32 protein-coding genes are annotated in these 22,041 nt (G+C 70.9%); 10 read left to right on the top strand and 22 right to left on the bottom strand.

Features of this window, described 5'->3' with window-relative positions:
* Positions 1-4 precede the first annotated feature (4 nt).
* The 6 genes from AC4OXY_RS46850 to AC4OXY_RS46825 all read right to left on the bottom strand — a co-directional run bounded on the left by AC4OXY_RS46850 (position 5) and on the right by AC4OXY_RS46825 (position 3,165).
* Positions 5-1,261: a hypothetical protein gene (locus tag AC4OXY_RS46850; protein ID WP_491995055.1), complete on the bottom strand. Its 1,257-nt coding sequence runs from the start codon at positions 1,259-1,261 to the stop codon at positions 5-7.
* 92 nt (positions 1,262-1,353) lie between these two features.
* On the bottom strand, positions 1,354-1,950 hold the full coding sequence (locus AC4OXY_RS46845) for a DUF6303 family protein (RefSeq protein WP_491995054.1): 597 nt from the start codon (positions 1,948-1,950) through the stop codon (positions 1,354-1,356).
* A complete protein-coding gene (locus tag AC4OXY_RS46840; RefSeq protein WP_491995053.1) occupies positions 1,947-2,123 on the bottom strand; it encodes a hypothetical protein in 177 nt (58 codons plus the stop codon). Before AC4OXY_RS46840 ends, AC4OXY_RS46845 begins: the two co-directional genes overlap by 4 nt.
* Positions 2,123-2,509: a hypothetical protein gene (locus tag AC4OXY_RS46835; RefSeq protein ID WP_491995052.1), complete on the bottom strand. Its 387-nt coding sequence runs from the start codon at positions 2,507-2,509 to the stop codon at positions 2,123-2,125. Before AC4OXY_RS46835 ends, AC4OXY_RS46840 begins: the two co-directional genes overlap by 1 nt.
* The gene (locus AC4OXY_RS46830) at positions 2,502-2,741 is read right to left on the bottom strand and encodes a hypothetical protein (protein WP_491995051.1); all 240 of its coding nucleotides are present in this window, start codon (positions 2,739-2,741) and stop codon (positions 2,502-2,504) included. The genes AC4OXY_RS46835 and AC4OXY_RS46830 overlap by 8 nt, the downstream gene beginning before the upstream one ends.
* 139 nt (positions 2,742-2,880) lie before the next feature.
* Complete coding sequence (locus AC4OXY_RS46825) at positions 2,881-3,165, bottom strand: hypothetical protein (protein ID WP_491995050.1); 285 nt, start codon at positions 3,163-3,165, stop codon at positions 2,881-2,883.
* A gap of 230 nt (positions 3,166-3,395) precedes the next feature.
* Between AC4OXY_RS46825 and AC4OXY_RS46820 the strand changes: the two genes are divergently transcribed.
* The 8 genes from AC4OXY_RS46820 (at position 3,396) to AC4OXY_RS46785 (ending at position 7,511) form a co-directional block, all read left to right on the top strand.
* Positions 3,396-3,686, top strand: coding sequence for a hypothetical protein (locus AC4OXY_RS46820; RefSeq protein WP_491995049.1), 291 nt, complete (start codon positions 3,396-3,398; stop codon positions 3,684-3,686).
* A 48-nt stretch (positions 3,687-3,734) separates the two neighbouring features.
* The gene (locus AC4OXY_RS46815; RefSeq protein ID WP_491995048.1) at positions 3,735-4,337 is read left to right on the top strand and encodes a hypothetical protein; all 603 of its coding nucleotides are present in this window, start codon (positions 3,735-3,737) and stop codon (positions 4,335-4,337) included.
* Positions 4,334-4,534, top strand: a complete 201-nt coding sequence (locus tag AC4OXY_RS46810) for a hypothetical protein (protein ID WP_491995047.1) — start codon at positions 4,334-4,336, stop codon at positions 4,532-4,534. The genes AC4OXY_RS46815 and AC4OXY_RS46810 overlap by 4 nt, the downstream gene beginning before the upstream one ends.
* Positions 4,531-4,686 carry a hypothetical protein gene (locus AC4OXY_RS46805; protein ID WP_491995046.1) on the top strand — a complete coding sequence of 52 codons (156 nt, stop codon included), beginning with the start codon at positions 4,531-4,533 and terminating at the stop codon, positions 4,684-4,686. Before AC4OXY_RS46810 ends, AC4OXY_RS46805 begins: the two co-directional genes overlap by 4 nt.
* Positions 4,687-4,849: 163 nt before the next feature.
* A complete protein-coding gene (locus AC4OXY_RS46800; RefSeq protein ID WP_491995045.1) occupies positions 4,850-5,530 on the top strand; it encodes a hypothetical protein in 681 nt (226 codons plus the stop codon).
* A gap of 42 nt (positions 5,531-5,572) precedes the next feature.
* Positions 5,573-6,178 carry a DUF4326 domain-containing protein gene (locus tag AC4OXY_RS46795; protein ID WP_491995044.1) on the top strand — a complete coding sequence of 202 codons (606 nt, stop codon included), beginning with the start codon at positions 5,573-5,575 and terminating at the stop codon, positions 6,176-6,178.
* A complete protein-coding gene (locus AC4OXY_RS46790; protein WP_491995043.1) occupies positions 6,175-6,963 on the top strand; it encodes a hypothetical protein in 789 nt (262 codons plus the stop codon). Before AC4OXY_RS46795 ends, AC4OXY_RS46790 begins: the two co-directional genes overlap by 4 nt.
* A gap of 65 nt (positions 6,964-7,028) precedes the next feature.
* The gene (locus AC4OXY_RS46785; protein WP_491995042.1) at positions 7,029-7,511 is read left to right on the top strand and encodes a hypothetical protein; all 483 of its coding nucleotides are present in this window, start codon (positions 7,029-7,031) and stop codon (positions 7,509-7,511) included.
* A gap of 133 nt (positions 7,512-7,644) precedes the next feature.
* Here the strand turns inward: AC4OXY_RS46785 and AC4OXY_RS46780 are convergent, their stop codons facing one another.
* Positions 7,645-8,475: a hypothetical protein gene (locus AC4OXY_RS46780; RefSeq protein ID WP_491995041.1), complete on the bottom strand. Its 831-nt coding sequence runs from the start codon at positions 8,473-8,475 to the stop codon at positions 7,645-7,647.
* Positions 8,476-8,638: 163 nt separating this feature from the next.
* Here AC4OXY_RS46780 and AC4OXY_RS46775 point away from each other — a divergent pair, with 163 nt between their 5' ends.
* Positions 8,639-8,953, top strand: coding sequence for a hypothetical protein (locus AC4OXY_RS46775; RefSeq protein WP_491995040.1), 315 nt, complete (start codon positions 8,639-8,641; stop codon positions 8,951-8,953).
* Positions 8,954-9,029: 76 nt separating this feature from the next.
* On the opposite strand, the gene AC4OXY_RS46770 is transcribed toward AC4OXY_RS46775, so the two are convergent.
* From AC4OXY_RS46770 to AC4OXY_RS46700, 15 genes are all read right to left on the bottom strand, one after another.
* Positions 9,030-9,227, bottom strand: a complete 198-nt coding sequence (locus AC4OXY_RS46770) for a hypothetical protein (RefSeq protein WP_491995039.1) — start codon at positions 9,225-9,227, stop codon at positions 9,030-9,032.
* A gap of 108 nt (positions 9,228-9,335) precedes the next feature.
* Complete coding sequence (locus AC4OXY_RS46765; RefSeq protein ID WP_491995038.1) at positions 9,336-10,289, bottom strand: plasmid pRiA4b ORF-3 family protein; 954 nt, start codon at positions 10,287-10,289, stop codon at positions 9,336-9,338.
* Between the two features lie 87 nt (positions 10,290-10,376).
* On the bottom strand, positions 10,377-10,745 hold the full coding sequence (locus AC4OXY_RS46760) for a hypothetical protein (RefSeq protein WP_491995037.1): 369 nt from the start codon (positions 10,743-10,745) through the stop codon (positions 10,377-10,379).
* Between the two features lie 94 nt (positions 10,746-10,839).
* Positions 10,840-11,031, bottom strand: a complete 192-nt coding sequence (locus AC4OXY_RS46755; protein WP_491995036.1) for a hypothetical protein — start codon at positions 11,029-11,031, stop codon at positions 10,840-10,842.
* A 32-nt stretch (positions 11,032-11,063) separates the two neighbouring features.
* The gene (locus AC4OXY_RS46750; protein WP_491995035.1) at positions 11,064-11,276 is read right to left on the bottom strand and encodes a hypothetical protein; all 213 of its coding nucleotides are present in this window, start codon (positions 11,274-11,276) and stop codon (positions 11,064-11,066) included.
* Positions 11,276-11,584, bottom strand: coding sequence for a hypothetical protein (locus tag AC4OXY_RS46745; RefSeq protein ID WP_491995034.1), 309 nt, complete (start codon positions 11,582-11,584; stop codon positions 11,276-11,278). The genes AC4OXY_RS46750 and AC4OXY_RS46745 overlap by 1 nt, the downstream gene beginning before the upstream one ends.
* Complete coding sequence (locus AC4OXY_RS46740; protein ID WP_491995033.1) at positions 11,581-11,943, bottom strand: hypothetical protein; 363 nt, start codon at positions 11,941-11,943, stop codon at positions 11,581-11,583. Before AC4OXY_RS46740 ends, AC4OXY_RS46745 begins: the two co-directional genes overlap by 4 nt.
* 36 nt (positions 11,944-11,979) lie before the next feature.
* Positions 11,980-12,591 (bottom strand): DUF4913 domain-containing protein, encoded by a 612-nt coding sequence (locus AC4OXY_RS46735; protein WP_491995032.1) that lies wholly within the window; start codon positions 12,589-12,591, stop codon positions 11,980-11,982.
* A complete protein-coding gene (locus AC4OXY_RS46730) occupies positions 12,581-14,320 on the bottom strand; it encodes a type IV secretory system conjugative DNA transfer family protein (RefSeq protein ID WP_491995031.1) in 1,740 nt (579 codons plus the stop codon). The genes AC4OXY_RS46735 and AC4OXY_RS46730 overlap by 11 nt, the downstream gene beginning before the upstream one ends.
* Entirely contained in the window at positions 14,317-15,909 is a 1,593-nt protein-coding gene (locus AC4OXY_RS46725) for a putative type IV secretion/conjugal transfer ATPase (protein ID WP_491995030.1), read from the bottom strand. The genes AC4OXY_RS46730 and AC4OXY_RS46725 overlap by 4 nt, the downstream gene beginning before the upstream one ends.
* 5 nt (positions 15,910-15,914) lie before the next feature.
* Entirely contained in the window at positions 15,915-17,366 is a 1,452-nt protein-coding gene (locus AC4OXY_RS46720; RefSeq protein WP_491995029.1) for an SCO6880 family protein, read from the bottom strand.
* On the bottom strand, positions 17,363-18,865 hold the full coding sequence (locus AC4OXY_RS46715) for a hypothetical protein (protein ID WP_491995028.1): 1,503 nt from the start codon (positions 18,863-18,865) through the stop codon (positions 17,363-17,365). Before AC4OXY_RS46715 ends, AC4OXY_RS46720 begins: the two co-directional genes overlap by 4 nt.
* Positions 18,862-19,665, bottom strand: coding sequence for a hypothetical protein (locus AC4OXY_RS46710; RefSeq protein ID WP_491995027.1), 804 nt, complete (start codon positions 19,663-19,665; stop codon positions 18,862-18,864). The genes AC4OXY_RS46715 and AC4OXY_RS46710 overlap by 4 nt, the downstream gene beginning before the upstream one ends.
* A 13-nt stretch (positions 19,666-19,678) precedes the next feature.
* The gene (locus AC4OXY_RS46705; protein ID WP_491995026.1) at positions 19,679-19,984 is read right to left on the bottom strand and encodes a hypothetical protein; all 306 of its coding nucleotides are present in this window, start codon (positions 19,982-19,984) and stop codon (positions 19,679-19,681) included.
* Complete coding sequence (locus AC4OXY_RS46700; RefSeq protein WP_491995025.1) at positions 19,981-20,391, bottom strand: hypothetical protein; 411 nt, start codon at positions 20,389-20,391, stop codon at positions 19,981-19,983. The genes AC4OXY_RS46705 and AC4OXY_RS46700 overlap by 4 nt, the downstream gene beginning before the upstream one ends.
* Before the next feature lie 576 nt (positions 20,392-20,967).
* On the opposite strand from AC4OXY_RS46700, the gene AC4OXY_RS46695 reads away from it, so the two are divergent.
* Entirely contained in the window at positions 20,968-22,029 is a 1,062-nt protein-coding gene (locus AC4OXY_RS46695) for a C40 family peptidase (RefSeq protein ID WP_491995024.1), read from the top strand.
* Positions 22,030-22,041 lie beyond the last annotated feature (12 nt).

The raw sequence follows: 22,041 nt of genomic DNA, 5'->3' as shown, positions 1-22,041 counted from the left end.
ACCGTCACTTCCCGTCCGCGGTGAGCCAGCGCAGCGCGCCGGTGACGGCGTCCCGCGCGGCCTCGTCATCGCCCGCGCGGACGGCCTCGATGAGGGCGAGGCCCGGGGTGTCCTCGCGGTAGACGAGCACGAAGGCCGTGTCGTCGGCAGGGAGTTCGGCCGGGAGGGTGTCCACCCGGCGCTCCGGCGCGAGGATGATGCGGGCCGTCCGTACCTCTCCAGCCCGCACGGCGCGGGGCCGGTACCCGATCCGGTGCACCAGGTCGTGCGCCGCGTCGTCGTCCTCGGTGCACCCTCCCGGGCACGGCCGGGGCTGCGGTTCGGCGCCGTGCCGGCGGGCCAGCTCCCCGCACAGCTCCGCGAGCCGCCGCACGCCGAGGCTGCGAGTCTCGCCCGCGGCAACGGACCGGGCCAGCGTCTCGGTCTCGCGCACCAGGTGCTCAGGCGCCATGTGGAACGCGTTCGGCAGGTCCAGGTGGGCCCGCCCCTCGGCGGTGAGCGTCGGGGTCATCGACCCCCGGGCCGGAGCCACCCAGACCGCGGAGTCGGGGTTGTCGAAGTCCGTGAGGCGGTGGACCTGGAACCGGGTCTTGCCCCGGCCCATCTCCCCCACGAACACCTCGTCGTCGGTCTCGACCGGGTACGGCTTGCGGCCCTGCCGGATCAGCCGTGCGATCTCCTCGCGGATCCCCTCCGGAGTGCCGTCGGGGAGCAGGCCGCTCTCCCGCGCGAGGAAGGCCGCCTCGTCCAGCATCAGGACGACGCGGTCGTCCTGGCCGCCGGTGCGCTCCTGTTGGACGGCCAGCACGGCGGCGAGCATGTCCTTGAGCGAGGCGGGGGTCTTGCCGGGCGTGGTCTTCTCCAACTCCCCGCGCAGCTTCAGGAGTTCCACGGTCTGGTCCTGGAGTTTGGTGGCGGCCCACTTCCGGGCGGCCTCGGCCTCGACGTCCTCGTCGGCGTCGCGGTGGTACCGCTCGGCGACGGCAGCGCAGGCGTCCTCGGTGCACAGCACGCGGGCCACGGCCTCGGCGGAGCCGTCGGGGTTCTCGGTGACCTCGACGTCGGCGTCGGTCAGCTCGGCGGCGATGCACTCGGAGACCAGGCGCAGGCCCCGTTGGGCGTTGGCCTCCAGCGCCGTGAGGTGGCCGTCGGTGAGCGGTACGGAGACCGCGCCGACGCTCCAGCGCACGCGGTGGACGTGGACGGTGTAGTGGCGGTCCGGCTCTCCCGGCACGAGGAGGAGCGGTACGGACAGCGGCATGGGGTGTGACCTCTCGATCTACTTGGTGAGGACGGCTCGGCCGAAGCCGAAGATGACGAGGAGGGTTCCGGCGACGACCGCGGGGCGGCCGGTTACAGCGGGCGGACCTGCGTGTACGTGATGAAGGACGGGGGCTCGTCGGGGCCCTCCTGCACCTCGACCCAGCGCCATCCGACCTGCTCGGGATCGGCCGGGCGGTAGCCGAGGTGGGCGAGCGCGGCGGTGCGGGCAGCGACGGTTGGCACCGCCGCGGCGTCTCCGGGCAGGGGCGTGGTGGGCCAGCCGCCCTGGAGGGCGAGGGCGGGCAGGCGCACGTCCAGGCGCCAGGCCCCGTGGACGAAGCGGAGTTCGGCGTCGCACAGGCCGGGCTCCGGCTTGGCGGCCTTGCGGTACATCGCCAGGCCCTCGCCGTCCGGGCCCACCGTGCCCTCCATGAGGCTGCGGATGTGTCCGGCCTCCCAGGAACCGGAGCGGTTGCGCAGTACCTCCTCGATGCCGCCCTCGTCGGCGGCGACCTGGCACAGCGCGTGGGCGAGGAACTCGGCGACGTCGCGCCCTTCGTCCAGGGCCTCCCAGATGTCGGCGGCGGTACGGATGGTCAGGTCGTCCATGGTGGTGGCCTCTCGTCGGCAGGCGTGGATGGTCGGGACGCTACGGCGGGGCATTGACACCGGTGCGGCGTCGGTCATCGGCCGTGCTTCTCGCGGATCTGGCGGCTGAGGCGCCGGTAGACGATCCGCTGGGGCGTCATGCCCTCGATGACGTTCCTGGCCCGGCCGGAGTGCACGCGCACGACGCCCACGTAGAACCAGGCCATGAACGCGGCGGCCAGCGGCATGGCGACGATCAGGAAGGTCGGCATCACGTGCTCTCCGGCCGCGCGGCCTCGTCGTCCAGGAAGATGGTGGCGCGGAAGCAGCCTCCGACCTCGTCCACGCCCTTGCCGATCTTCCAGCCCGCGTACAGCTCCTCGCGGCCGTCGCTGGTCGTACGGCTGGTCACGGTGGCGCCGACGTGGGCGGCCCACTGCTCGACCGCCGTGCGCTGCCCCTGCGGGGTGTAGCTGAGGCCATCCGCCTCGCCGGTGAGGGCGCCGCTCGACGCAAGCGTCCACATCAGCGGGGGCAGGTCGTTCTTCGCACCGTGCGCGAGGAACGTGGCGAGCTGCTTCTGTCCGAGGTTCTGCCACCGGTGGAGGGTGGCGGTCGGAACGGTGGCGTTGCCAGCGCGCTGGGCGTGCTCACGCATGGGGGAGGTCCTCGCTCGTCGCGGTGGGGTCAAGGGTGCGGGCGACCTGTAGGCAGGCTGCGGGAAGGTCGGTGAACGCGTCGAAATCCGAGAGCTGGACGCCGTGCTTGTAGGCGGCGGCCATGAGGTCGTAGAGCAGGTTGTAGGCGAACGCCGTCTGCGTCTCGCTGACCGGGGTCGCGGCCGCAGCCTCAACGATCCGGCCCTGCGCGTAGTTGGGGTCGGTGTTCATCGGGGTCGTCTGTGTCCCTTCGTCACGGGTGCCGGAGACAATCACGCGCCCTCGCGGTGCAGGAAGATGGTGGCGCGGAAGGAGTGAACGGCGGTCGGGGGCACCGGGGTTGGGCGTCGGCGCCCCCGACCGGGGGGTGCTACGCGGCGGCCCCGGCGCCGGGTTCGTCCAGGAAGACCAGGGCGGCGATCTCCTCGGCGCCGCGCAGCAGCGCGCCGCTGACGGTGCGTCCGCTCGGGGTGGTGAGCGGGGCGTCGGTCGCGATGCGGACCGCGTCCGGCGTGGCGGGGACGAGCACGGTCCACGTGCCGGCGCCGTCGACCGCGTAGTGTCCGTCGCGTCCGTGGACGGTCGTGACGGTGCCGGTGAAGTCCTGCCCCTGGATCGTGCCGGAGACGCGGTCACCCTGCTGAACGATTCGCATGCGCGTTCGCTTCCTTCCCCTCGGGACCGACGGTTCGTCATGTCCGGTTTATCGCCTCGGATATGGCACATTATCCGAGGCGATGACGCGGCGGCCACCCCGTCACCCGAACGAGTGTAGAAATCTCGCCAAGTTCTCCGGGGTCTAGACGGAAGAGGGTCCGGGCGGGCAGACTCCCCATGTAGAACAAGAAGAACAAGGCAAGAATCTGTCGGAGGGGCTGGATTCTCGTGAAGGTATGGATCGTCACCCGCCACGGCCGGTTCGTCGGCGTGCGCCGCACCCGCGACCTGGCCCGGGCGCTCGCGCTCGAACTCGCCCTGGCCAAGCTGCGGGACGGCAAGCGCACCGAGCACCGGTGGCTCCTGCTCGACTACGTCCCGGCCCCGGACCCGCTCTCCGGCAGCCCGGCCCGGGTCAAGAAGGGCCGCACCGGCGACCGCGCGGAACTCCAGCTCGCCGTCGCCCCCCGCCAGGTGCAGCGCACCGGCTACGTCGTGGACAGCGCCGAACTCGACTGACCGCCCGCCCGCCCCAGCCGGGGCGGGCCCCACCGCAGGGAGAAACCGTTGAAGATCACCATCGAGGGCGCGAGCGAGGAGTTCGCCGAGAAGCTGGTCGCGCTCGCCGCGGCGCAGCACGGCGCGGAGCTGACCGTCACCACCGTCGAGACCGGCTGGACCGTCGGCCGCGCGGAGGCCTACCTCACGTCGCTGACCGGCGCGGCCCGCCACTTCGTCCAACAGGTCGTGTACGCCGACGGCATGAAGGACGCCGACGAACTGCGCGAGTTCTTCGGCTCGCTGCGCGGCCCCACCATCGCCCTGTCCCGGGCCGTCACGCGCGGGGTGCGCGAGGGCTGGTGGCCCGAGGGCACGCCGGCGCCCGTCACCGTCGTGTACGACCCGGACAACCCCAGCTGGCAGCGGGCCGTCGCCTACTCGATGACCAGCGAGAACGTGCTCACCTTCCGGGCCGCCCTCGACCGGCTCCTGCCCAACGCCCCGCAGGCCAGGGCCATGGGACTGGCCCCCGGCGGCGCGGGCAAGACGACCATGTCCTGGTCCCCCGACCCGGTCTTCCTGGAGGGCTATCCCGGGGTCAAGCCCGTTGATCTCGACGGCGGTTCACGCTCGGCCGACGACGACCAGGACGAGGAGGGACAGTCGTGAGCACGCGCCTCATCCTGCTCGCAGTGCTGCCGGCCGGGCTGCTCGGCCTCGCCGCGGCGGCCGCCGTCTGGCTCCCCGGTGCCGACCACCTCAGCCTGACGCGCCTCCTCGCCGGGGGCGCGGTCTGGATCGCCGTCCAGGCCGCCGCCAGTGCCGCCCTCGGCTACGTCCTCGGACGCCGCGGGGTGCTGCGGTGACCCGGCCGGTACAGCCCGAGTGCACCGGCTGCGGGATGACGGACCTGAACTTCGTCCGCGCGGCCGCCGCCGGTTGGCGCCTGGTGCTGGGACGGCTCCGCTGCCGTCCCTGCGCGAGCGGCTTCCCCGCCTGGATGCGCCGCCAGTTCTGACCAACTCCGTCCGCAAGGAGACGACATGACGTTATCGCCCGACGCGCTGACCACGGCGGACACGCTGTGGCAGCACCTCACCGAGCACCAGCCTGCCGTGGCTGCCGCGCTCGCCATGCAGGTGCGCGCGCTGCCCGAGGACTAGTCCCAGCGCGTCCTCGGCGTGGCCCGGCCGTACGCCGCGCTGGAGTTGCCCGCCACCGGCGACGTGCCCATGGAGATCGAGCCGTACGACGCCGCCGACTGGGAGAACTGCCTGATCCGCAACGCGCTGCGACCGACCAACCGGCGGGTACCGCCGGACACGCTGGACTGGCAGCACCGCCTCGCACAAGAGGCCACCCCGGGCGCCCTGCTCCGGGAGGGCTTCACCGCCGTGCACCAGGTCGACCCCACCCCGACAGGAGCCACCGTGACCAACGACGCCCTTTCCCCCGAGCGGATCGCGGATGCCGTCGCCGTACTGCGCAAGGCACAGGAAGGCGACCAGACCGCACACCGAGACCTCGCCGGGTACTTCCCGGAGTACGAAGGGCTGGTGATGCAGACCGATCACGCCCGGTATCTCGAACTCGGCGCCAGCGTCGGGTTGGTGGCGACGCACCTTCTGATCATCGAGTGCGGGGGGTGGCTGGCCTCGGTGGACACCTACACCTCGGACTTCGGGTTGCCGCTCGCGTCCGTGGCTCTCGGGGACTACGCCAGCAAGGCCGAGGCGATCCGGGAGGCTGTGCGCGCTGCGACGGACAACGGATGGATGCTCGACCCCGAGCACCAGTGGTCCGACTTTGACTGCGGTGGCGGGGAAGTCCACATCCCGATTCATGCGCGACCGACACACTGACTGCCCGTTCCCGCCCTGACCAGCAAGAAGGGACCGCATCCTGTGCGTACCTGCACGCGTATCCAGCGCCGCCGAGACCGCGGTTGGCGCAAGCCCGAGCGGTGCATGATCGTGGATCGCACCTCCGACTTCGGCAACCCGTTCACCATCGCGGCCGCCATGGACATCGGCTACAAGGAGCCCGAGGCCCGCGCGACGGTGATCGCCGAGTTCCGCCCGTGGCTGCGCGGAAGCCGCGCCAACTGGACCGCCGACGAGAGCGACCAGCGCCGGGAGAAGATCCTCGCCCGGCTGCCGGAGCTGTGCGGCATGGACCTGGCCTGCCCGTGCGAGCCCGGCGAGCCGTGCCACGGCGACGTGCTGCTGGAATGGGCCGCGCTCTCCCCGCTCGCCCTGGAGGTGCGCACCGCCTCGGCGCGCGCCCGGGTCGACCGGCAGCGCGTCTTCCAGGGCCTGGAGCCGATGTACGAGGCTGACGCCCTGGCCGCCGTCCTCACGCAGGACGTGCACCTTCCCTGCCTGGTCGACTTCGACCCGGGCGACGGCATCCCGCAGCGCTGCGACAACCGGACCTGGAACCAGTACCTGAAGCGTCAGCGGCTGCACGAGGACGCGGTGACGGTCCGGCTGGTGGAGGTCTTCGCGTGAGCCCGGCGGACGCCGACGCCCCGCGCCTGGACCGGGCGGAGACGCACGCGGAGGTCGTCCACCGCATCTTCGGCGACCGCCGGGCCGCCCCGCCGGCGCGGGAGCTGCTGCTCGCCGTGGCGTACGCCCTCTTCGTCGCCCCCGGCGACCCCGGGCGGGTGCTGAGCACCGCCGCCCGGGCCCTGGGCCGGAATCCGGCGACCGGCCGCCCCCGGCTCGACGCCCTGGTCGCCGACGACGCGCCCCGCTACGAGCCGCCCCGGGCGGCGGGCGACTGGAGCCCCGGGCAGGCGCCGGGCTGCGAGGCGCCCCGCCTGCGGCCGTACGTCTACCGGCCGCGCCGACCCGCCACAAGCGGGGACGAGGCGGCTGCGGTGCCGCTGCGGCCTCTGCCCGAGCCGGTCGTGCACGTCGACCCGGGCTACGTCCCGCCGGTCGACGTCCGCAACGAACGGCAGATCTGCGGCGCCGACTCCCACCACAAGGTGCTGGAGCTGGACCCGCGGACCGGCTGGGTGCTCCCGCACTGGTTCTGCAAGCGGCACGTCGACCACGCCGAGCGCGTCGCCGAGCAGGTCCGCGAGCAGAACGCGGCCACGCCCGAGCCGATCCCGAACCGCGGCGGCCTGCTGCCGGCGTTCTTCAAGGCTCCGTGGGAGGACGTCTACCGGCACTACGCCCCGGCGAGCTGGAAGCCGCCCTCCTACGGCCTGTCCGCCGACGACTGGCCCGACCCGGGCAACCCGCCCCCGGCCCGCTCCCCGCGCCGCCTACGGGCCGTGTAGCACGCTTTATCTGGCCAGATAGACCACGAGCCGGGACTCCCCCGGCCCGTACTGAAGGGGGCCCCATGGGCACATATGAGGAAGACGTCGCCATCGCGCTGCGCGAGCGTCGTGCGTCCACCTGCACCTGCGGCGCAAGTAACCCGCCGCACTACGACGCCTGCCACGACTGCGGGCAGCCGCTGGTGACGTGCGCCACCTGCGGGACCGTCAGCCCGCAGCGGTTCGGCGGCTGCACCGAGTGCGGGTGCGAGACCGCCGCCGAGTCGCTGGGCGACGCCGAGGAGGGCTACGAGCTGACCCACGCGGAGTTCGTGAACCTCCAGGTCGGCCCGCGCCGAGTCGGCGGCCGCTACCGCGTCGGCGCGAACGGAGAGGCCTACGAGGTCCTCGACATCGAGCGGGACCGCCCACTGGGGACCTGGCCGTCGTGGCAGATCACCGTCCGGTGGCTGGCCGACGACCGTACCACCTCGCACTGCACCCGCTGGGACGACCGCCGGGACACCGTGATCGAGCAGCCGCCCGCCTCCCGGCACTTCACCTGATCCCCCTGCCGTAGGTGCTGTTCCTGGTGCACCACGGCGGCACAGCCGCACGACGACGCGGGCCCCGGCTCCCCCCCTCTGCGCAGGGGACCGCCGGGGCCCGCGGGTTATCTGGCCAGAAAGACCACCTCTCTCAGTCGGACTCCTCCAGCGCGAAGTTCTCCTTGCAGTCGCCGCACATGATGTTGCGGCGCTCCAGCGTCTTCGGGGAGACCCGGATGACGGCGGGCGGGGTGCACTGGCACACGGCCTTGACGTAGTTGCGGTCCTCCCGCTCCTTCTTCCCGGACGGCACTTCGCCGTCCCCGCCGGCGTCGGCCTCCATGTCCGCGTCGCCGTCGGCCCCGCCCTTGCTGCCGCCCCCTCGGCTGCGGGTGGCGTAGATGTCGGGCGTGCGGGTGGCGTGCATCGCCTTGTCCAGCGCGGAGATCTGGTCGGCGTACGTCTTCGCGGCCTCGTCGCCCAACTCGGTTCCGGCGGAGCCGTACTTCTTCTTCCACTTCTCGGTCTCGTCCCGCTGGGCGAGCCCCATCGCCTCGGCCGTCTTGCGGAACTCCTTGTTGTGGTACTGGGAGGCCGAGCAGTCCTTGACGCCCTTCGCCTCGTTGGCCGCGTGCGTGGCCTCGTGCAGCAGGTAGCCGAACACCTTCCTCGCCCCATCAGCCAGGGACTCGGCGGTGACAAACACCTCGTGGTGGACGTCATCGCCCTGGCGCAGGCGCCACCTGCGGGGCGCGAAGTGGGCCAGTTCGACCGCGCTCGCGCGGCCGCCGGTGGCCATGCTGATGACGGCCTCGGGCACGTCGGGGTGCCGGGCACGGATCGCGTTCCAGGCCTCCACCAGGGCGCCGGTGACTCCGGCGGCGATCTCGGCGACGGTCACCTCGACGGGCAGGTCGGGCACGACCTCCAGCGACGGGGCGGGGGCGGGCTCGGGGATGAGGGCGGCGGCTTCGGTGGTCATGACTCCATCCTAGCCGCATTCTCACCTCTTAAGAGGTGAGAATCTGAGGTGAGTTGGCCGCGAATCACCCCAACGCGGGCTCGATCGAGACGTGTTGACCATGCAGATCGGCGGCGCCGTCCGGTATGCAGGACACCTGCACCTTCGCGAAGGAGAGTCTCGCGTGTACGTCGACATGGCCGTTCTCGATCAGGAGTGCGTCCGCCTGGCCTGCCTCATGGCCGACCGCGGAATGGAGCACCTCACCCTCCCTCGTTCACGGTCCCCGCAGGAGGAAGGCGCCGCTCTGGAGGCCGAGTTCTCCACCGAACTGGCGAAGTCCTACGACCGGATCGCCGCGGCTGGCTCCGACGAGGAGTGCATCCTGCCGAGCATGCTGATGGGGATGGCCGGGAAGCTGACGGCCCTCGCGGCCGAACTGTCCCTGCGTGGCGATCGGGACGCGTCGGAGGTGATCCGGTCAATCGGCGGCCGGTAGATGGGGCGGAGGTGGGCTGAAACGGCCGTGGCCGTCGCGCGGACACGCTACGGTCCAGCCATGGTCGGGTCCGCGGTCACCAACGGGTTCGGTGGGGCCGGTTGGCTGCGTACCAGCCGGACAGGGACGTGGCGAACAGGCCGACCGCGCCGAGGTAGAGCGCGAGTGCGGGCCCCAGCGGTCGGCCTACCGTCGCAGCACCCATCACCGCGAGGCCGCTAGCTACCACCATCGCGATCGTGACGGCGACCAGTACGGCGGCGATCGACTTCATGCTTCCCTCGTTCCCGGGTTCGGTGTTCAGAGCCTAGGTGCTCAGACTTTCGCGTCGGCCGTCCTTCCGCCACGGCTTTCCCCACCCCTATATGCGGGGACGGCTTCCTCAGTCGGCTTCACGCAGGGCCTTGAGGACCAGGGGGCGGGACATCGCGCCGCGGACCCGCTCGGCCAGCTGGTTGGCGCTGACGCCGGTCGCCTTCTGCTCGGCGCGCAGAGCAGCACCGAGTACCTCGCGGGCCTCGTCAACCTGGTCCAGCGCGGCGAGTACGGCGTCGGCGGCCTCGGCGACACTCGGCGACTCGCTGGTCAACGCGTTGACCAGCACGGCGGGCGGATCGTCGGACGCGTCGGCTTCCGGGGCGGGAGGCTCGGGGCTGTCGCGGGGCGCCGGGAGCATCTGCGGCTCGGACTCGGGCTCTGGGCGGTCAACCTCTTGACCAGAGGGGCGCCTCGGGAGCGGGTCGGGCGGGGGCTCGACGGTGTGGTGCCAGGGGGCGGGCAGTTGGTAGCGGCACGCCTTGGGGTCGTCGGACAGGAAGCGGTTGATCTCGTCCCGTTCCTGTTTACCGAAGACCTTCGGGTCGTACTTGTGCAGCCCCTGCTCGCGCAGCTGCTGGTAGCGCCAGCCCTTGCGGTGCCGCTGAACCCTGAGCATCTGGTAGTAGCCATCGACGCCGCCGCAGTCCTCGGGCGGGGCGGCCCTGCTGCCGGCCGAACACCTGGGGTAGGCGGTGTTCTTGGCCGGGCGGTGGATCTTCTCGACTTCGAGGTGCATCACCCAGTAGTCACCGAAGTCGTACACGTACCCGGCCGTGCTGCCGATGTGCGGCAGCGCCTGGGCAACGCTGAGCGCGCGAGCAGGGGTGGCCTGGCTGCCGTAGCGGCTGCCGTGGTTGGCGGAGAACTCATACAGGTGGAAGTCCTCCCAGCCCATGGCCACCTGGATGACCGCGTGCAGGCCGGACAGCGGGATGCCGGAGGGCACATGCAGACGGCGCCACACGGCCGGTTCGATGCCCTGCAAGGTCACCTTGATCTGGTGCACGGTCGACGCCACGGACGTCACCGTAGCCGCGGGAAGCGGTGGCACTCCAACCGCCTGGTCAACTGCTTGACCGTGCGGCGGCAGGGAGGAACGACTCAGTCAGCCCTGCGGGTGCTGGCAGGAGGGGCAGCCGATGGCCTCGGCCGCCTCGGCGGCGGACGCGCCTGCCGCTTCGGCGACCGCGCGCCAGCACAGAGGTAGGCCGATCTCATCGAGAGTGCGCCCACTGACGAATTCCTCGTCCGGGGCATGAAAGACGGCAACGAAGGGCTCTACGCCGGGCAGGACGATACGAAGCGGCTCAGCTCTGGGGCCGTACAGGTCCGCGGGCGGGATGGAAGCAAGGCTCTCCCACACCAGACAGTCCAACACCTGCGCCACGGTTCGGCACTCGTGATCGTGCCCCGCGCACAGATCCCAGGTGCTGCCGTCGGGACGCAGCACGTCCAAGCGGTCGGTGATGGTCAAGGTGAAGGTGTCGGAAGTGTCGTGAACAGACAATGCGGTGCCCTCTTTCTCGGTCTTCGCCGTGTGCCGAGGCGCTGGGCGCACAGCCGGGTCCTCAGCTCGTCGTTGCCCGCAGGCGGACGGCTGCGGCGAGGGCGCCCGCCGCCTCCGGTGAGGCGGCCCCGTAGTCGGCCGTCACCTGCGCTGCCACCCGGTCCGCATCCGCCGCCCGCCGGGCCGCGGATGCGGTCAGCGGCCGTACCCCGGCGGCGTACAGCGCGGCACACAGCACGGTCGGCGGGTACACCGGCCTGAACTCCCTGGCGGGCTGGTGGTGTTTCACTCCGCCTCCGATCCGGGGTCGGAGTTGGGGGTCCGGCCGGCCAGCTTCGCGGCGGACCGCTGCAACTCCTCCATCTTCAAGTGCCGCCGCACCTCACGTACGACCGCGCGGGCCGCGTCGTGCACGTCGATGCCCTCATGGCTGGTGATGTTCTGCTCGATGGCTCGCTCCACCACGCGGATCAACGGGTCATCTGTGCTGCGCGCCATCAGGCTTCCCCCTCGGTGTGCCGGTGCGGCCAGGCGGCTTTCAGCCGCCGCATCCTGGCTCGTTGATGCTGCATGGCGACCAGGGCGGGGGCGGTGATCCCCGCCAGGCCCGCGGCGAAGCCGAGCAGTTGCCATCCCGCAGGGTGGCTCGCCGTCAGTGTCACGGCGACCAGGCCGCACACTGCTGCGATCAGTGACACCCCCAGTCGGACCCGGCCGAGCGGCCAGGGCTCCAGACCCAGGTACTCCTCATACGGGGTCAGGTCCCCATCGAACGTCTCAAGGCACCCGCGTGCCCCTGTGATCATGATGCCTTCCCGGGACTGCGGGCGAAGTCGGCGGCAACGGCGACGGGGAGCGCGGCGAGCAGGGCCCATGCGGCGAGGCGCCCGCCTACGACCAGCAATGCGCCGAGTCCGCCTACGGCCGGCGCTCCCGGTGTGGGCAGCTGCCCCGCGAGCGAGACCAGCCCGACCCCGGTACCGGTGAGCACCGCATCCAGCAGCAGCCAGCCGAGCGCCGCCGCGGTGAGAGTCCAACCGCGCCGGATCAGCGGCCATACGGTCAGATCCAGCGGCGCGAGCACCCGGGCGAGCGCGCGACCCGTGTAGGGGGCGGCACGTCGTGTCGGTTCCGCTTTGCGGTTGTTCATCGGTTCGTCGGTCACCGCGGTTCTCTCCTCACTGGACGGTGGTTCGTTTCGTCAGTCCTCGGCGTGGCTCCAGGCGCTGGGCACGAGGCTGGGCATGCGGTGGTCGATCTGGTGCTCGCCCTTGGTGCAGCCAGCGAACGGGCCGGTGGACCCGCGCAGTTCCCGCAGGGCGGGGTCCATGTGGTCGCGGTGCCACACCGACGGCCCGGTGTAGCCGCAGGATGCCGGGTCCGTCAGCTCCTGCCAGGCCAGCCACACCGCGTGCAGGCGGGCGATGGCCACGGGGTGCTCCCACCACAGGTGGCACCACCGGGCATCGGCGCTCGGCTCGGCGAGGTAGCCGGGCACCAGCACCCCCTCGACCCACTCGATCAGGGCCCTCAGCTCGTCGTCGTACTGAGGGGGATCGAGCAGCAGGATGAAGGGCGGGTACTGCCACTCTTCTTCCTCGTCGTCCCCTTCCGTGGCCTCCTCGGCGGCCTCCCCGCCGGCCGTCTCCTCGTCGTCGGCGGAGGCCTCGCCCGGCTCCCCCTCCTCGCCTCCGGTGAGCGTCCTGACCAGGTCCGTCAGGCGGGCAACCTGTGCCTTGAGGTCTTCGACGTCCTCGAACATCGTGACCGGCACGTTCATGTCCGGAAGGCCGTCGGGCTGCTCATCGGCCACTGCGCGTCGCCTTCCGCAGCTCGTACGCGCCCACGGCGCGCTTGGTGATGGCGGCCTCCTCGTCGCGCATCTGCGGGCCGATGTGCGCCATCGCCTTCTCCGCATACCAGGGCCGCAGACCGATCTGGGCAACCCGCATCCCGGTGGACAGCAACAGGGCAGTTCCCTTAGCCATCGCCCGGATTCGAGAGGGGTCCATCACCTCTTCGCGCTGCTCGGACCAGCTGCGGCTGCCGCCGTCCTTGCTCTTGGAGTGTGACCCGCGCTCGACCCAATGCGGGCCGATCAGAGCGCTGATGTCCTGGGCGAACTTCGCGTCGTCAATGCCGACGCCGATCAGCTTCTTGGTGGCCGCGCTCCACATTGAGTCCATGCCGACCTCGCCCCATGCCCGTACGCCCTGGCGGTAGCTCTGGAGGATCACGAACGGCGTGATCCCCCGAGACCCGAGGTGCGAGTACAAGTCCGGCAAGTCTGCGATCTTGCAGATGTTGGCGGCCTCGTCCAGGACGGCGCGCATCGGCTCGGGCAGGCGGCCGCCGTGGCGCTCGCCCGCCTCGGTGCCGGCGGTGAAGACCGCGTCGGCGACCGCGGCGACGAGCGCCGAGGACGGCCCGCCCTTCTTGCTCAGCAGGTACAGGGTGTCCTTGCTCGTGGCGAAGGCCTCGGGGTCGAAGCGGGCCCGGCTCTTGTCCGGGGTGACCCACGCGAGCACCTTCTCGTCGCGCAGCGCGGACATCGCCGTACGCGCATTCTGATAGATCCCGCTTTGGGTCTCTTCGGCAATATTGATGGAGGAATCGACCTGTTCGGCGAGCACCGGTTCGTGCTCGTAGAGCACGCGGAGCGGGGCCTTTTCCTTCGGGTCGGCCAGCCAGCGCATGACCTCGCGGACGGTGGCGCCCTCCCACCATGCGGCCCGGTAGAGGCCGGTGAGGAGGTCTCCGGCGGCCTGGCTCCAGAACGGGTCGGCTTGCTCGCTGGTGATCTGGTTGACGAAGTGGGAGGCCAGACGCTCGGCTCCCTCCAGCGTCTCGGCCTGTGCGACCAGGTCGATCCACACGTCCCGCTCGGCTTGGGCTACGCCCTGGGTGTCGAACAGGAAGGTCTGCCCGACCTGCGCGCGGGAGGCGCGCGTCGCTGCGTAGACGTCGCTCTTGTTGCTGGTCATCAGCAGGGCGCCGGGGGCCTCCTCCGCCACGGGGATGGCAAGGCTGGTGGACTTGCCCGCGCGGGGCGCCATGATGGCGACGTAGGTGTCCTCGTCGCTGCCGCGCAGCTCGACGCCGGACGGCATGTGGTCCCCGAGGAGCACGCCCCGGTCGCGGGCCGGGAGCTGGGAGGGCTTGACCCCCTTCAGTGAGGCCCGCAGCCTGGTCGCGGTGCGGGCCGCGTGCTTCGGTGTCAGCTCGCGCACCTGGTGCAGGGTCGCCAGGCTGGTCGGGTTCCGGAACCACCGGAAGGCCCAGCGCAGGCCCCACACAAGGAAGATGACAACGGCCAGGTCCGCGACGGTGGCGCCGACGATGGACGCGGTCTGCGAGTGCGGCCATACCGTCGACCACTTGGTGGCCATCTGGTAGACGGTCAGCGGGGAGGCAGGCGCCACGTCTTCACCGGTCACCAACGCGCCGGCCGCCGCACCGGCCCACGTCGTGGCCGACAGCGCCACCACGCCGCCGAGCAAGATGCCTCCAGCCGCCCACGCCCGGTCATCGTCCGTCATCATCGGCTACCACCTCCCGTGGTCGTCATCCGGCGCCGGTTGTTATCCGTGCGGTACAGCCGCAGCTCGGTCCCGGTCAGCTCCAGCGCGCACGCGATTCCCGGCCGGGTGCCGATCTTGATCAAATACTTGCCGCGGCCCGGGTGCCGGGCGCCTTCCTCTTCCGGGGCCGCGGTGCCGTCGGTGTCGTCGTAGGTGGGGTCGATGTCGAGCCCGGTCGACGTCGCCGACGACCACGAGCCGATCATCATGCGTTCCTGCTCGGTGAGGGTGCGCTTGCCGGTGATCCGGCGCAGCTCCTCCTCGGAGGACGCGCCGATCACCCAGGTGTCGCACCGGTCCATCAGGCCTCGCGCCTTGGCCCGGTCCATCTCGGTGGGCAGCGCCTCGACGTCCAGCAGGGAGTGGGTCACGTAGATCGTGACGTCGTCGGTCGTTCGGTTGAGTCGGCTGATGGCGTCCATGGCGTCGACTAGGCCGGGGCCGCTGCGCAGGGCGCGCCACATCTCGTCCATGGGCAGGACGAGTTTCCTGTCCATCAGGCCGATGCTGCGGGCGGAGTCGATCGCGGAGTAGGTGTACGCCCACGTGGCGATCATCCCGGCGGAGACGACGTCGTTGCCGCGGGCCCGCAGGGCGGAGATGTCCACGGACACGGCGGGCGCCGAGATGTCCAAGGGGGTCGTCGTCGGGCCGTCGAACAGCCCCTTCAACGGCCCGCCGATCAAGTTGTCGAGCCCGGCGATGACGCTGCGCGTCAGATCCTGGTACCGCTCCCCCTCGGCGGCGAGCTTGGTCCGCAACTCCTCGGGGGCCGCCCGCAGCGCCCTCACGACGTCGGCGACCACGGGGTCGCTGCCGGACTCCTGTGCGGCGGAGGCGACCTGCACCGCGGTGTCCAACGCACTGCGTTCGACTTCGTCCGGGGCCCGGCCAAGCCCGTGCTTGGTGGACAGCAACGCAACCAGCGTCTCCAGCCGCCGGCCGTTGAGGACGTCGAGCAGGGCCTCGCGCCGGTCGACGGGCAGCGTGTGCACGTGTCCCTTCAACGGGCCGCTGTCCAGTGGGTTCAGGCGGCCGATGCCGTCACCGATCCGTACGACGGAGCCGCCGAGTTCGCGGATCAGGTCGCTGTACTCGCCTTTGACATCGCCGGGGACACACGTCATGAAGCCGTACGCCGAGTAGACCAAGCACACCCGCTTGACCAGCGCCGATTTACCCGCGCCCGGCTGGCTCATGACCCAGACGCCCGGGTTCGTCGTCAGTTTGCCTGTCCAGCCGCTGGGGTCAATGCAGACGAGTTCACCCGTCAGCACATCCCTGCCGACGGGCACACCGCGCGGCGGCAGTCCCGATCCCAGCAGGAAGGGGTAGATGCCGGCGGCCTGGCTGGTCGGGCCCGTGTAGACCGTGCCCGAGTCCTCGACCACCACGCGGCCGCCGAACCGCCCGCCCCATCCCAGCCTCGGGGCGAAGCGGCTCTTCAGCTTCTTCTCTGCCCGCCGCTCCTCGCGACTCGGGCCCTGCTCGGTCGTCTTGACCACGCGCTTGGGTGTGGTGACCGGCACCGGCTTGGGCTTGCGTGCCATCGTCGTCAGTCCTTCACCAGCGGTGAGTATCCGATCGGCAACCCGGCCGCGAAAATGGCGGCCTGGGCGCCGAACGCGCTCCTCATGCGAATGCCTCGGGTCGCCTTGACCGCACGCGCCAACTCCTGGCGCGCGGCGGGCAGATCGGCGGTACTGCGCGCTGTCGCCGTCACCATGAGCGTCCAGTCGACCACCTGGGCGCCTCCGGCCACCTGGGCGGCGGCCTTCTCCGCACGCTGGGTGTCGGCCCTCTGAGACCACTTCGCGCGGCCCTTGACCTCGGCGGTCGCCCGTGCCCGGTCGTGGGCGTGGCTGATCTCCCGCTCCAGCACCGCCTCACCCTCCAGCGGGTCCAAAACCCTGTAGCTGAGGGTGATGCGCCGCTGGTAACGCCCGGGGGCCAGCAGGGGCAGCAGCACGCTGTACGGGATGGGACGGCGCGGCATCTCCCGCAACACCCAGCTGATGGACACCCCGCCGTCGTGGCTGTATTCCTCGAAGCCGTCGTCGGCGGCCTGCGGCCCGCACTCGCTCCAGCTGAGTTCCTCGAACTCCTTGTCCCGCGCGTTGAAAACGTCCGGGTCGTAGGCGGCGCGGACGATCCGGCGCAGGTCGACGTCGGTTGCCCGGCGCTCGATGTCCGTCCCGGTGCCGGAGAGGTCGAGCCCGTCGACCACCCGCAGCGCCTCGGCGACCTGCTCGGCGAGATCCGCTGGCGCGTTGGCGGTGGCGTTCGGGTCCACGGTGACGCTCATCCACGGCGCGACGCTGGCGGTGGCGCGCGGGGTCGTACGGACCAGCTCGTCAATGATCTGCTTCGCGAGCTGCGGGGCGCCCGGGTCCTTGCGGGCCGCCACGTCGTCGCCGAGCGCCTCTCCGGCGCCCGGGGTGATCTGGATGGTCACGGACGCGCCCTTGACCTGCTCGTCCGTGCTCATCGCGTCCAGCACGGACGCCCAGGTGCGCAGACTGCTCTGCACCGCGCCCGTGGGCGCCATGAGGCTGCCGCCCGGCGCGAGGAGGGTGGTGAGGGTCATGTAGCCGGTGGTGCGGTCGTGGACGACGCCGACAGGCCGACCGCTGGTCGGATCGTGCGCCTTGATCAGGGTGCTGCTGGCTCCGACGCCCGGCAGGTCCAGGGCGTACGGGTGCGGCAGCAGCAGCCTGCGGAAGGAGGTGCCGTCGTAGCGCGCCGCCCGCCGCCAGGAGGCCTTGGCCCAGTAGTAGGCCAGCGCCGACATGCCGTGACGGCGGGCGGCGGCCAGCCCGATGGCCATGCTGGTCACCGGCAGGGTGACCAGCAAAGAGAGCGGCTGCTGCGTGGCGATCAGACCGTCCGCCGTCAGGACCCCTGCCGCGATCATTGTCGCGGTGCGGCTCAGGCCGCCGAGTCCGAAAGACCGGCGGGTACGAAAGCCGTCGACCATCAGCGACTTGGGTACCTCGTGCGAACTCACTGCTGGTCTCCCCCGCCCACTTGTCCGCTCGCTCCCTGGATGGCGTCGTTGATGCCGTCCAGGACCTGGATGCCGCCACTGACGGCGGCCGTGGTGCCCCCGGTAGCGGTCGCGCTGCCGACGGCGCCCGTCGTGCCGACCACGCCCTCGCCGGTGGCCGTGCCCGTGCCCGGAACACCCTCGGGTCCTGCCTGGTTGGGCACGCGTGCGGCGTCGTTGCGCGCGGCCTGCTCCTGGGCGTCGCCGCCCCGGCCGCCGTCCTCGCCGGAGCCGCCGTTGCCGCCCTGGCTGCCCATCTCTCGCTCGACGTACCGGGCGTGGTCGACCGCGTTCGTCGGGGCGCTGTCGCCGTTGCCGCCGTCGTCACCGCTGTCGCCGTCGCTGGCCTTCCCGGCGATGTAGCCCGCGGCTGCGGACAGCGCTCCGCTGGCTCCGCCGGAACTCATGCCCGCACCGACCGCCGCGCCGAACGGCGCGAAGATACGCGTGAGCGGGCCGGGCGCGAGGATGGAGAGGATCAGGGTGGCGCAGCCGCGCAGCCACTCAGTCAACGTCTTGGCGTGCCCGAACTCCGCGAACCCCGTGCAGATGATCACGGCGACGATCGGCTTGTAGGCGATGATCACCATGCCGGTGGTGATCAGGGTGGGCGCCCACTTGCGGGTCGCTTCGCCGCCGGTGCGTCCTCCGCCGGCCACGGGCAGCAGCAGGCAGATGATGGGGATGGCGCTCTGCCGCAGGAAGATCATGACCATCTGGATGAAGCCGATCAGCAGCAGCACGCCGACCACACCGGCCAGCGTGATCGGGTTCGAGATGGCGGGCAGCATGACCGCGATGATCCGCTCGTAGGCCTGGCCGTCGTCCTTGAAGGTCGCGTTGACCAGACCGCTGCTCAACGCGTCCCCGAGCGTCAGCAGAAACGCGAACAGGCTCACGCCGAGGGCGGACAGGAGGAGGTTCTCCACCCACCCCGCCATCGCCCGGCCGGCATGTTTGGCCTGCCCGGTCACGGCCATCTTGCCGAGTTGCCAGATGATCCCGGCCACGGCGATCACCAGCCCGAGCCAGACCAGCATGCCCGCGAGCGTCGCGTTCCCGCTCCACAGACCGGTGCCCGCCAGATCCACGGATGGTCCCAGCAGGGCGAACGTCAGCGTCTTCTTGATGACCCACTTCGCGGCGTCCACGGCGGACTTGACCATGTCGCCGAAGATCGAGTCCCAGACGTTCTTCCAGGCCTTCTTGATCTGCTTCTCGCCCGCCTCGCCGACCACCTGGCACATGTCCGAGCCGGTCAGACCGCCGAGGCCGGTCAGCTGGCCGCCGCCGCCCAGGATCGTCCCCAGCACCGGGCCGGTTCCGATCCGGCACGCCCCCTCGATGGTTTTGCCGATGATCCCGTCGGCGGCTGCGGGCTGCGGCGCGGACACCGACACCCCGAACACCGCGACCAGCGCGAGCACCAGCGCTACGAGCCGCCGCTTCAGCCTCATCACGACGCCTGCCTTATCGCCGTCCAGCCCGAGGCATTGAAGGCTGGGTCACCCGGCGCGACGATCGACGGCTGGGTCTGCCCCTGGACGTCCTGCTGCGCGGTGGCGGTGGCCTCCCCGGTGAGCTTCCAGTCGCCGCCCTGCCACTGCGCACCGGCCAGAGTCCGGGTGTAGGAGGAGGACTCCTTCTTCATCTCCCCGTCCTTCTGCACCACCCGGGACAGCAGCCACGCACTGACCTCACCGTCGGTCTTGTCGATGATCTTGAAGCCCACCACGGTGCTGCGGACGTACGCACCCGACGGCAGCGGCTGCCCCGGGCTCACACCCATCTGCTGGGCCAGATCCTTGTCGCTCGCCTGGGCGTTCTTCTGGATCGCCTGCGCGTTCTGCGCGGACTGGTCAGCCTGGCCGATGTACGAGTGGTAGATGCGCAGCTGCTCGTCCACGTTGGACGTACTGCCCTGGATGGCGGTCGTGTTGGCGGCCACCATCATCGCCACGGCACCCTCGGCGCTCTTGGGGAAGCCGACCGTACTGCCCCGGCTGTCGGTGCGCTCCCCCCGCGGGAGCGCCGCCCACTGATCCGGTTCGGTCCAGTCGGTCGGCGGGGCATACGTCGCCGACGGCCCCGGAGAGGCGGACGCGCTCGCGCTCGCCCCGCCCTTGCCCGCCGGGGTGCCCTTGCCTCCGTCGTCACCGCCGCTGAGCGCCGCGTAACCCGTCAGGGCGAGCACAGCCGCGAGCGCGGCGCCCGCGAGCCACAGGGCCCTGGTGTTCCATGTTCCCCTGGTGCGTCCCATGTCCCCCTCCTCCTCAGCCCGTGATGCCGTTGAGGATGGCGATCAGGGAGCCGGACAGAATGAGCACCGCGATCCCGCCGCCCATCCACTTGAACGGCTCGCTGCCGCCCCCGTTGCGGCTCTTGTCCGAGATACCGAGCTTGAACAGCCCGTAGCCCACGCCACCGGCCCCGGCGAGGACCAGCAGCCACAACCCGTAGCCGAAGATCTGGGAGACCGGACCGTCCATGCCGGGAATCTTCGTCGGCTTGGCCCCGGGGATGAGGCCTCCGCCCGCGAGGTACACGTTTGCGGCAAGCCGCTCCATGGCCATGCTCATTTCCCTTCCATCGTGCGCCGCAGCCGCTCGGCCGCGGCCCGGACGTCCTTGTACTCCAGGGCCTCCCCCGGCCCCTTCACGGCGCGCAGCACCGGCAGGTACGGCACCTTCGCCACCCCGGCCAGACGCCCTTCCAGCGCACGGACCAGGAAGCGGGCGTCCTGCACCGCACGGCCCGGGGCATCGGCCACCCACACCAGCCAGGGCTTCGGCAGCGGCCCCCAGCGCAGCAGGGTCTCCTCCAGCCGCGTCACGCCGTACAGCGTCATGTCGGTCACCAGCACCGGGGCGGTTCCGTAGGGGAGCACCTCCCCCGGCGCCAGGACGCGGGCCCGGGCGCCGCCGGCGCCGTTGTCGAGCATCGCGGCGACCGTCGCCACGGCAATGCCGTTTCCGTCGACGGGCATCAGCCCGTACCGAAGGGCAACCGGGGCACCGGCGCCCGGGGTTGATGTCACCGATTGGGCGGTCATGCCGCAACTCCCCCCTGTTTGCCTTCGTTTAAGTCACGATATTGGGTTCGTGGGATCACTGAGGTTAGCGTGAACGTCTGACAAACCCGGGTCGCGTTTTCGCGGTAGCCGGAGGTCAGTCACAACGTGTCGCTCTACGGCAATGGACGAAGGAGGCGGATTTGCCAGCAATACAAGGGGAGTTGCCGGACCACGCCACGTCCACGACTGGTGCCTTCCGCAGCATCCGCCGCGTCAGCTCCCACGCCCATCCGTCACACCCCCGAGTCGCCGAATGCCTCGCACACGCGCGCCTTCATTTCGCCGCACGCCGTGAAGCGGACCGCATTTCGCTGAGCGAAATCGCCCCACCCCGGACCCACGCCGACCCTACGTGAGCCGCGGGCCCGCACACCGCCCGGCCCCACCCCAAAGGAGGCGCACCCGCCCAGTACCTCGTGATCTAGTACGGCAGAAAGTCACACAACCGGCACGACAGCGAAGAGAGAAACAAGCACGGGGGGATAGCACGTGAAGGTGCTCATAGGAGCTGCCGCCGCGGTCATAGGCACGGTCGTACTCTCGATCCTCGTGGTGGTGGGAGTCGTCATCGCCGACGACAACGCCTCCGCCACCGAAACGACCAACAACGGCGGACTGCGAGGCGTCCCTGACGAGTTCCGCAAGTGGATCCTCAAAGCGGACGAAGCCTGCAAGGAACCGGAGATGACCCCGGCCCTGCTCGCCGCTCAGCTGTGGCAGGAGTCCAAGTTCAAGACCTCCCGGAAGGAAGCCACCAGCGACGCCGGCGCCGTGGGCCCGGCACAGTTCCTTCCCTCGACGTTCGCGACATGGGGACGCGACGACGACGGCAACGGCGAGGCGAGCCCGTGGGACATAGGCGACGCCGTCATGGCGCAGGGCCGGATGATGTGCTCCCTGCTGAAGCAGGCGAAATCCTCCGGCTACCCCGGTGACGTCCGGGGGCTCGCACTCGCCGGGTACAACGCCGGCTGGCCCCGCGTCCAGCAGTTCAAGGGAGTGCCGCCGAAGTCGTTCGCGAACGGCGAGACCTACGACTACGTACAGATCATCCTGTCCATCATGCCGCGCTTCCAGGGCCCCAGCCTGCTCCAGGTATCCGGCTCCGGCTACGCCGCCGACGCCGTGCGCAAAGCGGTCGGCCGGATGGGCACCCCGTACGCGTGGGGCGGCGGCGGACCCAACGGTCCGACAAAGGGATACTGCGACGGCACCAACGGCTACCTCGACGGCCAGTGCTCCGCATCCAGCACCATCGGATTCGATTGCAGCTCCCTGGTCCAGTACGCGTTCTGGCCCAAGACACAGCTGCCGCGCACCGCGGCCGAGCAGTACGGCGCCACGTCCGATCACCCCGTCTCCCGCAGCGACCTCCAAGTCGGCGATCTGCTGTTCTGGTCGCACGGCGGCAGCGGCTCCATCTACCACGTCGCGATCTACGCGGGTGATGGCAACGTAGTGCAGGCGCCGCGCACGGGCCGCTCCGTCGAAGTAGCTCCCCTGACCTCCGCCATGCCGGATTCGGACTACTACGGAGCCACCCGTCCCTGACCCGAAACGACG

This window comes from Streptomyces sp. HUAS MG56 (assembly GCF_058673395.1).
This window is presented reverse-complemented; position numbering and strand designations above follow the sequence as displayed.